General features: G+C 34.5%; 12 protein-coding genes. 2 read left to right on the top strand and 10 right to left on the bottom strand.

The features are described 5' to 3' along the window. Window positions 1-100 precede the first annotated feature (100 nt). Together ACXAFS_RS11735 and ACXAFS_RS11730 are read left to right on the top strand one after the other, a co-directional pair. Window positions 101-838 (top strand): MlaE family ABC transporter permease, encoded by a 738-nt coding sequence (locus ACXAFS_RS11735; protein ID WP_138434875.1) that lies wholly within the window; start codon window positions 101-103, stop codon window positions 836-838. After that, window positions 838-1,605: an ABC transporter ATP-binding protein gene (locus ACXAFS_RS11730; protein ID WP_475307149.1), complete on the top strand. Its 768-nt coding sequence runs from the start codon at window positions 838-840 to the stop codon at window positions 1,603-1,605. The genes ACXAFS_RS11735 and ACXAFS_RS11730 overlap by 1 nt, the downstream gene beginning before the upstream one ends. Here ACXAFS_RS11730 and ACXAFS_RS11725 read toward each other — a convergent pair whose 3' ends face one another. The 10 genes from ACXAFS_RS11725 to cdd all read right to left on the bottom strand — a co-directional run bounded on the left by ACXAFS_RS11725 (window position 1,606) and on the right by cdd (window position 14,529). Further along, on the bottom strand, window positions 1,606-3,096 hold the full coding sequence (locus ACXAFS_RS11725; protein WP_475307148.1) for a DUF389 domain-containing protein: 1,491 nt from the start codon (window positions 3,094-3,096) through the stop codon (window positions 1,606-1,608). 3 nt (window positions 3,097-3,099) lie between these two features. Further along, the gene (locus ACXAFS_RS11720; RefSeq protein ID WP_475307147.1) at window positions 3,100-4,182 is read right to left on the bottom strand and encodes a mannose-1-phosphate guanylyltransferase; all 1,083 of its coding nucleotides are present in this window, start codon (window positions 4,180-4,182) and stop codon (window positions 3,100-3,102) included. Continuing rightward, window positions 4,182-4,778: a SprT-like domain-containing protein gene (locus tag ACXAFS_RS11715; RefSeq protein ID WP_475307146.1), complete on the bottom strand. Its 597-nt coding sequence runs from the start codon at window positions 4,776-4,778 to the stop codon at window positions 4,182-4,184. Before ACXAFS_RS11715 ends, ACXAFS_RS11720 begins: the two co-directional genes overlap by 1 nt. A gap of 27 nt (window positions 4,779-4,805) precedes the next feature. Beyond that, a complete protein-coding gene (locus ACXAFS_RS11710) occupies window positions 4,806-8,843 on the bottom strand; it encodes an FG-GAP-like repeat-containing protein (protein WP_475307144.1) in 4,038 nt (1,345 codons plus the stop codon). A 32-nt stretch (window positions 8,844-8,875) separates the two neighbouring features. Then, window positions 8,876-9,517: an HAD family hydrolase gene (locus ACXAFS_RS11705; protein ID WP_475307143.1), complete on the bottom strand. Its 642-nt coding sequence runs from the start codon at window positions 9,515-9,517 to the stop codon at window positions 8,876-8,878. A 1-nt stretch (window position 9,518) separates the two neighbouring features. Further along, complete coding sequence (locus tag ACXAFS_RS11700) at window positions 9,519-10,205, bottom strand: SDR family NAD(P)-dependent oxidoreductase (protein ID WP_475307141.1); 687 nt, start codon at window positions 10,203-10,205, stop codon at window positions 9,519-9,521. Then, window positions 10,195-11,175 (bottom strand): M28 family metallopeptidase, encoded by a 981-nt coding sequence (locus ACXAFS_RS11695; protein ID WP_475307140.1) that lies wholly within the window; start codon window positions 11,173-11,175, stop codon window positions 10,195-10,197. The genes ACXAFS_RS11700 and ACXAFS_RS11695 overlap by 11 nt, the downstream gene beginning before the upstream one ends. 149 nt (window positions 11,176-11,324) lie before the next feature. Further along, window positions 11,325-12,953 carry a pyruvate dehydrogenase complex dihydrolipoamide acetyltransferase gene (locus ACXAFS_RS11690; protein ID WP_475307138.1) on the bottom strand — a complete coding sequence of 543 codons (1,629 nt, stop codon included), beginning with the start codon at window positions 12,951-12,953 and terminating at the stop codon, window positions 11,325-11,327. Window positions 12,954-12,956: 3 nt separating this feature from the next. Then, window positions 12,957-13,955, bottom strand: coding sequence for a pyruvate dehydrogenase (acetyl-transferring) E1 component subunit alpha (pdhA, locus tag ACXAFS_RS11685; protein ID WP_475307137.1), 999 nt, complete (start codon window positions 13,953-13,955; stop codon window positions 12,957-12,959). A 91-nt stretch (window positions 13,956-14,046) separates the two neighbouring features. Next, complete coding sequence (gene cdd, locus ACXAFS_RS11680; protein WP_475307136.1) at window positions 14,047-14,529, bottom strand: cytidine deaminase; 483 nt, start codon at window positions 14,527-14,529, stop codon at window positions 14,047-14,049. Window positions 14,530-14,552: the final 23 nt, after the last annotated feature.

Below are 14,552 nucleotides of genomic sequence, written 5' to 3'. Positions count from 1 at the left end.
TTATTCTAATGGTCAAAAATACGGTTTTCTCAGTATCTTAATTTAAATTAACATTAATAAACTCATCTTTTTTCATACTTTAGCACTAAGAAATTCTTGCATGAAGTACCTTCATAATATTGGCACTTATTTTATAATGATAAAGGATATGTTTCGCAGACCTACCAAATGGTCTGTATTGAAAACATTAATCCTTAAAGATATTGATGACCTCATCATTGGTTCACTAGGTATTGTAGCTTTTATTGCATTTTTTGTTGGAGGTGTTGTAGCTATTCAAACCTCGTTGAACATAAGTAATCCTTTAATCCCAAAATACCTAGTTGGTTTTGCTACTAGGCAATCTATAATTTTGGAGTTTGCACCCACTTTTATTTCCATAATAATGGCTGGAAAAGTAGGTTCTTTCATTACATCTAGTATCGGAACTATGCGTGTTACTGAACAGATTGATGCTTTAGAAGTAATGGGAATTAATGCCATTAACTACTTGGTGTTTCCAAAATTTATTGCACTAACACTATATCCATTTGTAATTTCAATTGCTATGTTTTTGGGAATCCTTGGAGGTTTAGCAGCCTGTGTTTACGGTGGCTATGGAACTTTAGAAGATTATATTGAAGGTGTTCAAAATGACTTTATACCCTTTCATATGGCATATGCCTTTATAAAAACCATGGTTTTTGCTTTTATATTGGCAACAATTCCTTCGTTTTATGGTTATTTTATGAAAGGTGGTGCTTTAGAAGTTGGAAAAGCGAGTACGACCTCTTTTGTATGGACTAGTGTCGTCATCATTCTACTCAACTTTTTATTAACCAGTTTATTATTAGGCTAATGATAGAAGTTAAAGACTTACATAAATCGTTTGGTGATGCTCATATTTTAAAAGGTATTTCTACTACGTTTGATAAAGGCAAAACCAATCTCATCATTGGGCAGAGTGGTTCTGGTAAAACGGTGTTTTTAAAATGTCTGCTTGGTCTTTTTGAATACGAGCAAGGAAGTATTTCTTACGATGGTAAGATTTTTAGTAATTTAAGTAGAGACGAACGAACGGAGTTACGTTCTGAGATTGGAATGGTGTTTCAAGGCAGCGCACTCTTTGATTCTATGACAATTGCCGAAAATGTGATGTTTCCTTTACGAATGTTTACCAAGCAGAGTAAAAGTGAAATGGAAGACAGAGTAGATTTTGTTCTAAAACGTGTAAACCTTGACAATGCACATCATAAAATGCCAAGCGAAGCTTCTGGTGGTATGCAAAAACGTGTTGCTATTGCAAGAGCTATTGTAAACAATCCGAAATATTTATTCTGTGACGAACCAAACTCTGGATTAGACCCTAAAACTGCTATCGTCATTGATAACCTCATTCAGGAAATTACTGATGAGTATCAAATAACCACAGTTATTAACTCTCACGACATGAATTCTGTTATGGAAATTGGCGAGAAGATTGTTTTTCTTAAAGATGGCCATAAAGAATGGGAAGGCTCTAAAGACACTATTTTTAGAACAGATAATGAAGCTGTTACCAACTTTGTTTATTCCTCAAACTTGTTTAAAAAAGTACGTAGAATGTATTTGGAAGAAAACCAATAATTAATTTCTCTTAATACTTACTTTTTCTGTCTTTAAAGCTTGTTTCAACCAGATTAAAAGTTCACCTTCTTTTACTAATACCAAACTATCGTTAAGTGATTCTTTCCACTTTACGTTAGCTACTGTAAGTGTATCTACCTTTATAAAATCTTTAGACTCTAACATTTTGGCATAACCAAAATACTCTAAGTCAGAAAATCTAATTTTGGCATCTTTAGCTAAACTTGAAAATGCGACTTCTCCTGAAGCACTTTTTGCTTCAATTTGCTGATTTAAACCTGAAACCGTTTCTTGCAATTCTGTAATTTGCTTTTCTAAACCAGAAATAATAAGATCCTTCTTATCTAACTCATTAATAGCTCTATCATAAGCATCAGAAAGCTTATCAAAACTTCTATTCTTATTTCCGAATATTTCTAAATCAAAATCTTTTAGATTTTCATATTGTTTCAATTCGTTTTTAAGGTCTGTTTCTGTAGCATCAGAAATTTCACCATTAAAATAAAGTGTGATTTTTTTGTCCTCATAATGTGGTATCCCTTTTTGAAACCATAACTCATTATTAGATTCTATTTCATTTTTAATGAACTTACCATAATCATTATCGTATCCACTTTGCTTTAATACTTTTAAAAAAGTAATCGTTGGGTACACCATAACAATAATTGCCACCAAAGCGGCAAATCTTGCAATACGTTTTCTCTTAGATGAATTTGCGTATTTAAGCATTGGAAAACGCAATACCTTAAGTACTATGAATGTTGCAAGGGCAATAAAAATAGTATTAATAGTAAACAAATTCATAGCGCCTAAGAAATAGGTCCAATTGGCTTTTGCCAGACCATAACCTGCTGTACATAGTGGTGGCATTAAGGCTGTAGCAATGGCTACACCAAAAATTACAGATGCTATTGTTCCTTTTTTGGTTCTTGCAATAATTAAGGCTAAACCACCAAAAAAGGCAATAAGTACGTCTCTGATATCTGGTTTTACACGACCTAGCAATTCACTCGTATCTTCGCTTAAAGGGAAAAACTTAAAAAATAACCACGCTGTCAACAGACTCAAAACAATCATTATAGCGAGGTTAATAAGAGAACGTCTTAGTGTATCTATATCATTAATAGCTATTGACATACCAACACCTAGAATAGGACCCATTAATGGTGAAATTAACATGGCACCAATTACAACTGCTGTAGAATCTGCATTCAATCCAACCGAAGCGACCATTATAGAACACACCAAAATCCAAGCAGTAGCACCTTTAAATGAAATATCTGCTTTTATAGCCTCAATCGTAGCATCTCTATCTGTGTCATCTCTAAAATCTAAAAGCTCACTTAGAAATGTTTTTATACTCGCAAAAAGTCCTTGCGCATCTTTTTTTACGGCCTCCTTTTTTTCTTCAACGGCAGCCTCTTTATTCATTTCGTTTGTTACTTTCGAGTTTTCTTCCTCAGAAAAATTGAATTTATTTTCGTTACTCATATGTTAACCATATTCTTCTCCAAAATTGGCTTTTACATTTTGGAGTACTTTTTTAATATCTTGTTCTTTAGCCTTAGGAAAGATAAGCAAAACTTCGTCTTTATTAACAATGATATAATCTTTTAATCCGTCTACAACAACAATTTTATCTTTTTTAGATCTTATCATATTGCCCGAAGCATCTTCGGCTAGTACTCTAGCATTTACAACTGCATTATCATTAGTGTCCTTATCTAATTTATCGTAAAGACTTCCCCAAGTACCCAGATCATTCCAATCGAAAGTTGCCGGAATTACATAGACATTATTACTTTTCTCCATAAGCGCGTAATCTACAGATATGTTTTCTGCTTTTGGATAGTTATCTCTTATAAAGTCATCTTCAAACTCTGTGTTATATACATTATAACCACTTTCAAAAAGTTGGTGTAATTCTGGTTGATTTCTTTGAAATGCAGCGACAACAGATTTTACACTCCACATAAAAATCCCTGCATTCCATAGAAAATTACCTTGTGCTAAAAAAGACTTAGCAGTTTCGTAATCTGGTTTTTCTCTAAACTGATTTACAGGCTTTATATCTTCTTCAGATGATTTATTATACTCAATATACCCATAACCTGTATTTGGGAAGGTTGGCGTAATACCTAAAGTCATTAAAGCATCGTTAGATTCGCAATAATCAAAGGCTGTTTGCACATTGTTTGAAAAGGCATCTTCATCCTCTATCCAATGATCGCTTGGCGCCACAATCATTACTGCATTTTCATTTTCTTTTTGAATCTTCAGAGACGCATATAATATACATGGTGCTGTGTTTCGCATAGCTGGCTCTAATACAACCTGACGCTTTGTAACATTTGGTAATTGCTCAAAAACCAAATCATTATAACGCTCATTAGTAAGAATAAAAATATTTTCTTCGGGAATAAGTTTTGCTAGGCGATTAAAAGTTTTTTGGATTAAAGTGTCTCCTGTTCCTAACATATCATGAAATTGTTTAGGAAAGTTTTGTGTACTTACTGGCCAAAATCTTGAGCCTACTCCACCAGCCATTAAAATGGCGTAATAATTTTTATTTTTCATTAGTCTAAAATTTCTACCTCTGCATTAGGGTTAAACAAATATAATTTACCTGTTTTTACCTCAACACATTCTATTCGTTTTCTTCTTTTATTTCCTTTTTTAAACACTCTTCCATTATAGAGTTTAAAAGTTGTGCCCAAAGGTACTTCAAAAACGTAGGTTTTATCTTCACCTTCGTCGAATTGCTTCAATGCTAAGGCGAGTTGCGTATCTGTGTCGCTAGACGCTTTTGGATTTTTAAAGTGATTGGCAAGTAATGGCAACAATTCTAACGGAAATACTTCTGGTCTTAAAAATGGTAACATTAAATGCTGAAAGGTCAGCTTCCATTCTTTACCATGTGGTTTTATAAATCGTCCAAATTTGGTGAATGCTTCGAAGTGAGCAATTTCATGAACAAGTGTAATTAAAAAACGATAAGCATTTAAATTTGCATTTACAGTAATCTGATGCTTACCATTAGGCAATTGTCTGTAATCACCATGTTTGGTCTTACGCTCTTGTTTTACTTTAACCACCAAATTATCCTTTGCCAGTAAGGCTTTAAGCTGAGCATGCGCTTGCTCTGGAATAAACTCTAAAAGTTGATTTTGCATTAAAGCAAAAGTAATGGATTTAGGATATTAATCCTTAACCATTATCATTTTAGAAGTGCTATTCACTTTTAATAGATAAAAACCTGTAGCAGTAACATTAAATTTAATAGACGTAGTTTGGTCGAATTGACTAAAAGTTTTACTAACAACTTCTATCCTTCTACCACTAATATCATAAATTTCTATAGATTCTGTACCATTAGTATTTGTAATAAAAACTTCACCATCAGTTACAGGATTGGGATAAATATTAATTGAAAGTTCATGCTCATCAAAAGCAAGTGAACCATTAAAGTAAGGTACTGCAAAATCAAACGTGTCCTCCGCAACTTCTTGACCAATAAATCGACCAGGAATATCATCAGCTGGAGGATGAATTCCTCCCCAAATTCTGCTTAAACTCGTTTGGTCTGATGCATCTCTATAGGTTGCCCATTGCAACACAACATCAACCGAAGGTCCTTCTTCAAACTCTAAAAACTCATTAGCTTTTGCTACAAATTCTCCTAAACCACCAGGAAAGAATTCACTACCTGTCATCATGGTCATTAACTCTGATGCTGTCCTAGAAAATGTAGAATGACCAGACACATAACCAGCAAATGGAGGTGTTACAAAAGTTGGTCTTTGGTATGGGTACCAATCCTCAGCTAAAATCCAGCCGACACCTGCCTGGTCAGTTTCTGTATCACCTATAAAGTCGTGACCTTTCCATGTGTATAGTTTTATCTTTCCAACATGTTGATTGGCAAAACCTGCTAATGGATCACCAGCTTCAACCACTTCTATATAACCATCTATCAATTCTATTCCACCAACATGATAGTTATCTAATGTGTTATCTGTACTTTGCCCACGTTCTGCCATAGATCGTATAGCAGAAATTGGTCTTATGTAATCATACCAACCTTTGACACTCCATGCAGAAATAGCTGCATCATGCATACCACCTCCTAAAATAAAATAAGCTTTAACATCCCATTCTAATGGATCTAAAATATCTCCTTGACCTTCAAATCGTCTTTCGAACATTGGATGGTCATTTACATAATTTAATATAGAGAACCAGTGTCCTGGCGGAGTCTCAGAGTCTGGACCATCAGCCCAAAACTCAGCAAGTACTCTAGCATAGTCACCTCTAGGTGCCATATTTACCTCATACGGATTACCTGTTATTGGATTAATTGTATGTCCGTTACTATTTGCGCCTCCATTAAAAAAATCATAAAAAACAGGATAGTCTGCATAATTAGTCGGAAAAGTACTTATGTCAACATTGCCGATAGAATTCGGTGAAATGTCCCACATAACTCCATCTGATTGATCCAGATGTGACTGCCATACAGACACCATAGAAAATCCCCATTTATAAGCATCGCTTGCAGCATTCTCTTCAGTCAAACTAAGGTATGGAGGGTCTGAAGGATCATGAAATACATGATAATTATTTCCGTCGCGTTGGTAAGTAACTTTGTCTTCTTCTTTGAGAGAAAAACTATAAACATTTCCCCATTCTGGGCTTAAAAATGGTGGTACATTACTATCTATAATATTTCCACCTTGATCAATAAACGAATCTAAACCAAGAGGTTGCCAACGATTAGGATCTTGAATTGGTGGATTATTGTTATCATCTAAAGCATAAGCCTGATTTGCTGGCTCATAATAGGCATTGTCATAACCTGTTGCTTCTCTCGATCCATCTTGTAACCCATAATCTATAATAGACTGAGCAATGAAATTACCTAGAGCTGCAGCATCACCATCTTCGTACAGCAAAGAGGTATTATTAATATCATAACCTAATTTATCCATAAGCAAGTCAAATCTTGCTTGAGTTTCTTCTAATCCTGGAGAATTTTGAAATCGATGCGTCATTAAACGATACATAGCATAGCTAATTGTCTTACTTACCGATGTATCTAAATCTTCATTTGGTGTAAATTCTTCTAATACTGTAGTAAAGTCGTTGACTGTATTTCCAATTAAATATGGCACTGCAGTATCGTCATAAATTGCCCAAGCATCGTACATTGCAACACTGGTATGAAACAAGTTTCTTGCATGTACTGTAGGTCTTGCAAAATCATCTCTAATAGCTTCAAGTAAAGCTTCGTTCCATAGTCTTGCAATTGATACATTATCTGGAAGATTATCAACTCCTAATTCTATATCTATTGCTACTTCTTGACTAGAACATTGGTCATCCGTTTCAGTAATAGCTACCCTTCCTGAATCTTCTAAATGCCATCTTACAGTAATTGAATTTGTGCCTTGCCCACTTATTAATTCACCACCTGAAATAACCCAATTTGCTGTTGAACCTGCGGCTGTATTATAGGTATAAGTCTCTTTTCTTAAAAAAGAGGAACTAGTATTCCCTACTATATTTTGAGAAGGTAGATACACACAAGAACCATCATCTAATGTAGCATCTGGATTATAATTACAAGATGTTGGGTCTGTACAACCATAAATTTTTTGGCTTGGTTCAATATTTAGAATCTCTAGACCAACTCCTTCGGTTAACTTTACTGTAGTGTTTGAAGATATGTTTGAATAATTCTCAACTAATCCCGAAGGCCATTTTACTTCTAAAGTAAGAACTTCTGTTGCGTCATCTAACCCAAAATGTACGGCTTGTAAGCTTTGACCCAAAAAACCTACTCCAGTATAGTAGCGCTTTAAAGTTCCATTGGTTGTTGTTAATGTTAATGTTGTCCCAATTGCATTTCTGTTAGATGTCGTGCCTTGTAAATGAACTTTAAACCAATTTAAGGTTGTCTCGGTATCATCATAATTAAGAAGTTTATTTTCATAAAAAATTACAGAACCATCACCATTAGTAATCAACACATCTATATCACCATCATTATCGTAATCAAAATCTAGAACCTCTACACTTTCTGTATTATCATTTATACCTAATTCTACTGAAGCATCTTCAAACATCGACTGTCCTTGACTATGAAGGTTTCTGTAATATACATTTTGTTCTGGTCCTCTAGCTTCAAAATCGTAACCGTTAACAATGAATAAATCTTCATCACCATCTAAATCAAAATCTGAAAATCGTGCTCCCCAAGCCCAACCTGTACCTACAATTCCGTAAGAGGCAGAAGTATCAGAGAAATTATTTGATGCATTATTTTGCAAGAGAACATTTTCATCAATACCAGTATGGAAAAAATCAAAATCACCATCATTATCAAAGTCACCAATAGCTAGACCCATATCATCTATCATATTATCCAATCCATAGGTTGCTGCATCTTCTGTAAACGAAGTACCATTCTGATTGATGTATAAATAATTTGGATCTTCTAAATCGTTTGTGACTATTAAATCCATCCAGCCATCATTATTAACATCAAAAGGAAATGGTGTATAGCTGTAATTTGATTCTACTTCGGTAAGTCCTAATTCTGCTGTTACATTTGTAAAAGTATTATTACCATTGTTTTTATACATAGAATTTGAATCGCACCTACTCCAATCAGTAATATAGATATCTAATAAACCGTCATTATTATAATCTAACCAAGTTGCTCCAATATTTAAACAATCGTTTGTTGCGCCAAATCCAGAGATTTCGGTAACATTAGCAAATGTACCATTGCCTAGATTTCGCCATAATTGAACTTTTAAAGAATATGTTAGAAATAAATCCGGAAAACCATCATTATTATAGTCTCCCCAAGATGCACTAAACTTATAGCCTTGTTGCGCTAAAGTAAGCTGTACATCTTCTTCTGATGTAAGCAATTCAATCAAACCAGATGCTTCGGTAACATCTGTAAAAGAACCATCATTATTATTTTGGTACAGACGACTGTAACTAGTAATATCATCAGGATTTTCAACTGCATTAGCTACAACAAAAATGTCTAGATCGTTATCACCATCATAATCTGCTACAGCCACTCCATTGTTATGAGCCAAATTTTCTAGACCAACAATTGTTTCTACACGCTCAAAGTTTTGAGCACCGAGAAAAAAATTAAAAAATAAGACGAATAGAATACTTAGTTTGGGTAGCTTAGAACTATGTAATTTTACATCCATAAGTTTTTTTGCTAAATATAGAAATTACCTTATTATTTTAACAATTCTTTTAGGTTTTTCATACTCCTAAAGGTTTTAGTCGCTTTTTTATGCAATTCACCTCTGTAATCGTGAGCAGTAAACCCAAAAACGTCAAAACCTCCGCTTATTGCTGCTTCAATTCCTATTGGACTATCTTCTATAACTAAGCATTCATTATTTCTAAATCCCATAGTTTCAGATGCCCATAAGAATACAGCAGGATCTGGTTTCCACTTTTTAATAGTATAACAACTAAATATAGTTTTATCCTGAAAAAAAGATGATAGACCTGTAAGCTCTAAATTGAGTTTTATTTTATTTACAGGACCACTAGAGGCAACGCAAAAAGGAATTTTTAAATCCTGAATAACATCTTTTACACCATCAATAGGCTTAATCTCATTTTTAAATCTTTGGAAAGATTCTTTTCGGTATTGTTCTTCAAAATCAATTGGTAGTTCTTGCTTAATTAGTTTTGAAATTTTGTTAGCACACTCATTGAAACTATTGCCTTTAAAGTGCTGATAAGCATAATCTAAATCTATATTCGCACCAAGCGCATTTGCCAAATCCACCATGACTTGATTGCTTAGTGGTTCGCTATCTACTAAAACACCATCACAATCAAAAATAATACACTTGTATTTAGACATTTTAAGGTGTAGAGTTAGAAACCTGTAATACCTTACCGTTATAGTATTTATTTCCTTCAAGGGAAAAGTCAGAAATATATTCTGCCATTTCCATAGCAGTTGTTGGTGCCTGATAATCTGGAAAAGCCTCCTTTAACATCTCTGTTTGTACTGCGCCTAATGCCAAAACATTAAATTGAGGTCCAGTTTCTTTATACTCCTCAGCAAGTAACTCTGTTAATGTGATTACCGCTCCTTTGCTAGAACTATAAGCAGAAAGTCCAGGAAACTTCACACTTCCTTGTATGCCTCCCATGCTACTGATAGTAACAACATGTCCATTTTGTTTCATAAAGGGAATAACTATTCTCGTCATTTCTGATACTCCAAAAACATTTGTTCTATATACTTTTTCAAAATCTTGAAATGTGGTTTCAGCAAAAGGTTTATTTAACAACAAACCAGCATTATTAATTAGAACATCTACATGCTTCCACTCAGTACTAATAAAGTCTTCGACTTTTTTATAGTCTTCATCCTTGCACAAATCAAAAGCAAAAGATGTTATATTTTCAAAATGTAAATTATTAACGGGTTGGGCGTTTCTCGATAGTGCCAGCACATTGTGTCCTTGATTGGCAAAAAAATGTACTAACTCAAAACCAATACCTCTACTCGTTCCTGTTATAATAATATTTTTACTCTTCATTTACTACAGCTTCTAATACAACTTCTTTATTGTTGGAATTCATCATACCTTCTAAAGCAGGTATCATCTTATTAATAAAATTTGCCATGTGCTCATAATCCATTTTATCAGCTTCATCGTCTACATGATGATAATAATCAAAATTTGTAAAATCGAATGTAGAGATGGCATGTGCAGGAACATTTAATTCTTTGAAAAACGGAAAATTATCCGATCTGTAAAACAATTGAAATTCTTTAGCCTTTGGAAAAAAACCAACAATCTCTTCTCCAGCATATTTATTCAGTATTGGCGCAAAATTAGAACGGTCATAACCACTCATATAAGCCATTGACTTGTCCTCTGCCCTTGGCACACCAATCATTTCAAAATTTATCATCGTGTAAGCATTTAAACCTGCTTCTTTAAGTTTAGCTGCCAAATGCGCTGAACCCTTTAGACCCATTTCTTCTGCATCATATAGCGTAATAAGTATACTCCGTTTATTACTTTTAGATTTTGAAAAATATCTACCAAACTCCATAGCAGCTATGGTACCAGAGGCATCGTCATTGGCTCCGTTGGCAATACTGTCTCCTTCTACTATTTTACCTTTTCCTATGTGATCGTAATGACCGCCAAGGATTATGAATTCATTTTTGAGTTTATCATCAGTTCCTTCAATAACACCAACCACATTATAACCGTCTATTTCATCTAGCTTAAAGCTATCTCTATAGGTTTCAAAATATGGTTTTATTCCATTCTTTTTAAAGTAGTTTTCAATATAAACAGCGGCTTTTTCAATACCTTCACTTCCTGTTGCTCTACCTCCTAATTCATCAGAAGCTAAATATTCCATACTTATTTTAACATCTTGAGCTGTAATGGTAATTTTTTCTGAAGTGCTTTGTTTACTAACGGAGCTATTTTGCTTTGTACCACATGCTGTTATGAATAACAAACCAAGTACAGACAATACATATTTCATACTAATTTTGATTTGAGTTTAAAGATAAAAAAACCTGATTTGAAACATATCAAATCAGGTCTTAAAATTATAAATGAGATTCTGGAACAACACTTCGACTTAGCTCAGTGAACAACGCTCAGTGTGATGATTCAGAATAACAATCCGACTTATACTAACATCGTTACAGGATTTTCTATATATCCTTTTAATGTTTGAAGGAATTGTGCACCAGTAGCACCATCTACAGTTCTATGATCGCATGCCATAGTTAACTTCATCGTATTACCTGGCACAACTTGTCCATTTTTAACAACTGGTTTAGAAACAATTGCACCAACTGATAATATTGCTGAATTAGGCTGGTTGATAATAGATGTAAAACTCTCAATGCCAAACATACCTAAGTTAGAAATAGTAAAAGTACTACCTTCCATCTCATCTAAAGTTAGCTTCTTATTCCTTGCTTTACCTGCATACTCTTTTACAGCTGCTCCTATTTGAGTTAAACTCTGCTCGTTAGCAAACTTAACAACTGGCACTACCAATCCATCTGGTACTGCTACAGCCACACCAATATGCACATGGTTGTTTAACTTCATTCTATCGTCAAACCATTGAGAATTCACTTGTGGATGTTGCTTTAATGCTAACGCACAAGCTTTAACAATCATATCGTTGTAAGATATCTTTGTATCTGGTAAAGAATTGTACTGAGCTCTGAATGCAATCGCATTTTCCATATCAAACTCTACATTTAAATAGTAGTGTGGTGCCGTAAATTTAGACTTCGCTAAATTCTTAGCAATCGCTTTACGCATGTTAGAGTTTGGTACTTCATCAAAATCTTCTTGTCCTGTTGGCACAAATTTTCCAACAGATGCAGACGCTTGTGATGGTGTAAAGTTCTCAATATCTCTTTTTACAATTCTACCATTTTCACCTGATCCTTTTACCTGAGACAGATTAATACCTTTTTCTTCAGCCATTTTTTTTGCTAAAGGTGAAGCAAAAATTCTTCCACCTGATGCAGAAACACTTGCTGTTGGTGTACTAGTAGCTGTTGGCTTTGCTTCTACTTTCTTAGGCTCTTCTTTCTTTTCTTCTTTAGGAGCTGCTTTAGTTTCGGTCTTAGGCTCTGATTTAGATTCTGAACCACCAACTTTAAAGTTTTTTGCCACACCAGAAACATCTGTACCAGCAGGACCAATAATTGCTAGTAATGCATCTACTTTTGCAGACTCACCTTCTTCTAAGCCAATGTGCAAAAGCGTTCCTGACTGAAAAGATTCAAACTCCATAGTTGCTTTATCAGTTTCAATCTCAGCAAGGATATCACCTTCTTCTACCTCATCACCAACTTTCTTTAACCATGTAGCCACGGTTCCTTCTTCCATTGTATCGCTTAAGCGAGGCATAGTTACAACAGTAACTCCCTCTGGCAATTCTTCTGAGCTTTCAGATTCTGTTGCCTCTTCCTTTTTATCTTCAGTTTTTTCTTCAGGCTTAGTTTCTTCTTCTGATGCAGAGTTACCATTTAATAATCCTGAAATATCTTCCCCTTCTTCACCAATGATAGCTAAAAGCGAATCTACTTTTGCCGTTTCACCTTCCTGAATACCAATATGAAGCAATGTGCCTTCATTAAAAGACTCAAACTCCATTGTAGCCTTATCAGTTTCAATTTCAGCTAAAATATCTCCTTCTTCAACCTTGTCACCAACTTTCTTTAACCAAGTGGCAACAGTTCCTTCTTCCATTGTATCGCTTAAACGCGGCATATTTATTACTTCTGCCATAGCTTATAATTTGTGTTGAATAAATGGGTAATCTTCTTGCTCATATACAGCGTCATACATTACATTCTTGTCTGGATATGGTGATTCTTCAGCGAATTTCTCACATTCAGAAACAAGATTTTTCACGCGCTTATCAATAGCTTTAATCTCTTCTTCGGTTGCGTAATTCTTCTCTAAAATGACATCCTTTACCTGAGTAATTGGATCTATTTTCTTGTACTCTTCTACTTCTTCTTTTGTTCTGTAATGCTGTGCATCAGACATTGAGTGTCCTCTATATCTGTATGTTTTTACTTCTAAGAATGAAGGTCCACCACCTTTTCTTGCACGTTGAATAGCTTCATCAAAAGCTTCTGCTACTTTAATAGGATTCATTCCGTCTACAGGACCAGATGGCATTTCGTAACCTAAACCTAGTTTCCAGATATCTGTATGATTTGCTGTACGCTCCACAGAAGTTCCCATAGCATAACCGTTATTTTCACAAACAAAAACTACAGGTAAGTTCCAAAGCATTGCAAGGTTAAATGTTTCGTGTAATGACCCTTGCCTTGCAGCACCATCACCAAAGCAACAAATAGTTACAGCATCACTACCATGGTATTTATCGCCAAAAGCAATACCTGCTCCTAACGGAATTTGACCTCCAACAATACCGTGACCGCCATAAAATCTATGCTCTTTAGAGAAGATATGCATAGAACCACCTAAACCTTGTGATGTTCCTGTTGCTTTACCATATAACTCTGCCATAACACGTTTTGGATCTACTCCCATTCCTATAGGCTGTACGTGATTACGGTAAGCAGTAATCATTTTATCTTTAGTTAGATCCATAGCATGCAAAGCTCCTGCTAAAACTGCTTCTTGACCGTTATATAAGTGAAGAAATCCTCTTACTTTTTGTTGAATATATACTGCGGCAAGTTTATCCTCAAACTTTCGCCAAAACAACATATCCTCGTACCACTTAAGGTAAACTTCTTTGGTTATTTTTTGCATTTTTTGATTCGTTCTTTTAATCGGAATAACAAAAATAACACATTAGTTAGTAACCAAAAAACCGAAAATTGTAAAATTTGTTACGAAAACGTTATAGGAAACTTCTATCGAAACCGAGAGGCAATAAATTTGCTAAAGAGTTTGATTTTACCACCTTACCCGTAGCTCCCATAAAGTAAATCTCTATGGGTTGGTCTTGTTTTATTTCATATTCTGAAATAGATTGCCTACATGCTCCACAAGGTGGAATTGGAGAATCTGTGATTTGATTTTGAGATGAAGCTGTTATGGCCATTTTTAAAATCTTAGCAGTAGGATATTTTGCACCTGCATAATAAATAGCAGTACGCTCAGCGCACAAACCAGATGGATAAGATGCATTTTCTTGATTACTACCAACGACAACTTCATTATTATCTAATAGAATAGCAGCACCTACTTTAAATTTAGAGTAAGGAGCATAAGCATTTTCCCTAGTTTCTATAGCAGATTGCATTAAATGTTGAATATCGTCTGGAAGCTCACTCAAGCCTTCATAAACTTTAAATGTTGATTCAATCTTAACTTCCTTCATATTCAAATTCTTTGTTAGACAAA

It is taken from the genome of Winogradskyella sp. ABM4_392, from assembly GCF_056160445.1.
This window is presented reverse-complemented; position numbering and strand designations above follow the sequence as displayed.

Bases quoted from the DNA above. Each gene is read 5' to 3' on its own strand.
- ACXAFS_RS11735 (WP_138434875.1), top strand. From the start codon at position 101: ATGAAGTACCTTCATAATATTGGCACTTATTTTATAATGATAAAGGAT.
- ACXAFS_RS11730 (WP_475307149.1), top strand. From the start codon at position 838: ATGATAGAAGTTAAAGACTTACATAAATCGTTTGGTGATGCTCATATT.
- ACXAFS_RS11725 (WP_475307148.1), bottom strand. From the start codon at position 3,096: ATGAGTAACGAAAATAAATTCAATTTTTCTGAGGAAGAAAACTCGAAA.
- ACXAFS_RS11720 (WP_475307147.1), bottom strand. From the start codon at position 4,182: ATGAAAAATAAAAATTATTACGCCATTTTAATGGCTGGTGGAGTAGGC.
- ACXAFS_RS11715 (WP_475307146.1), bottom strand. From the start codon at position 4,778: ATGCAAAATCAACTTTTAGAGTTTATTCCAGAGCAAGCGCATGCTCAG.
- ACXAFS_RS11710 (WP_475307144.1), bottom strand. From the start codon at position 8,843: ATGGATGTAAAATTACATAGTTCTAAGCTACCCAAACTAAGTATTCTA.
- ACXAFS_RS11705 (WP_475307143.1), bottom strand. From the start codon at position 9,517: ATGTCTAAATACAAGTGTATTATTTTTGATTGTGATGGTGTTTTAGTA.
- ACXAFS_RS11700 (WP_475307141.1), bottom strand. From the start codon at position 10,205: ATGAAGAGTAAAAATATTATTATAACAGGAACGAGTAGAGGTATTGGT.
- ACXAFS_RS11695 (WP_475307140.1), bottom strand. From the start codon at position 11,175: ATGAAATATGTATTGTCTGTACTTGGTTTGTTATTCATAACAGCATGT.
- ACXAFS_RS11690 (WP_475307138.1), bottom strand. From the start codon at position 12,953: ATGGCAGAAGTAATAAATATGCCGCGTTTAAGCGATACAATGGAAGAA.
- pdhA (WP_475307137.1), bottom strand. From the start codon at position 13,955: ATGCAAAAAATAACCAAAGAAGTTTACCTTAAGTGGTACGAGGATATG.
- cdd (WP_475307136.1), bottom strand. From the start codon at position 14,529: ATGAAGGAAGTTAAGATTGAATCAACATTTAAAGTTTATGAAGGCTTG.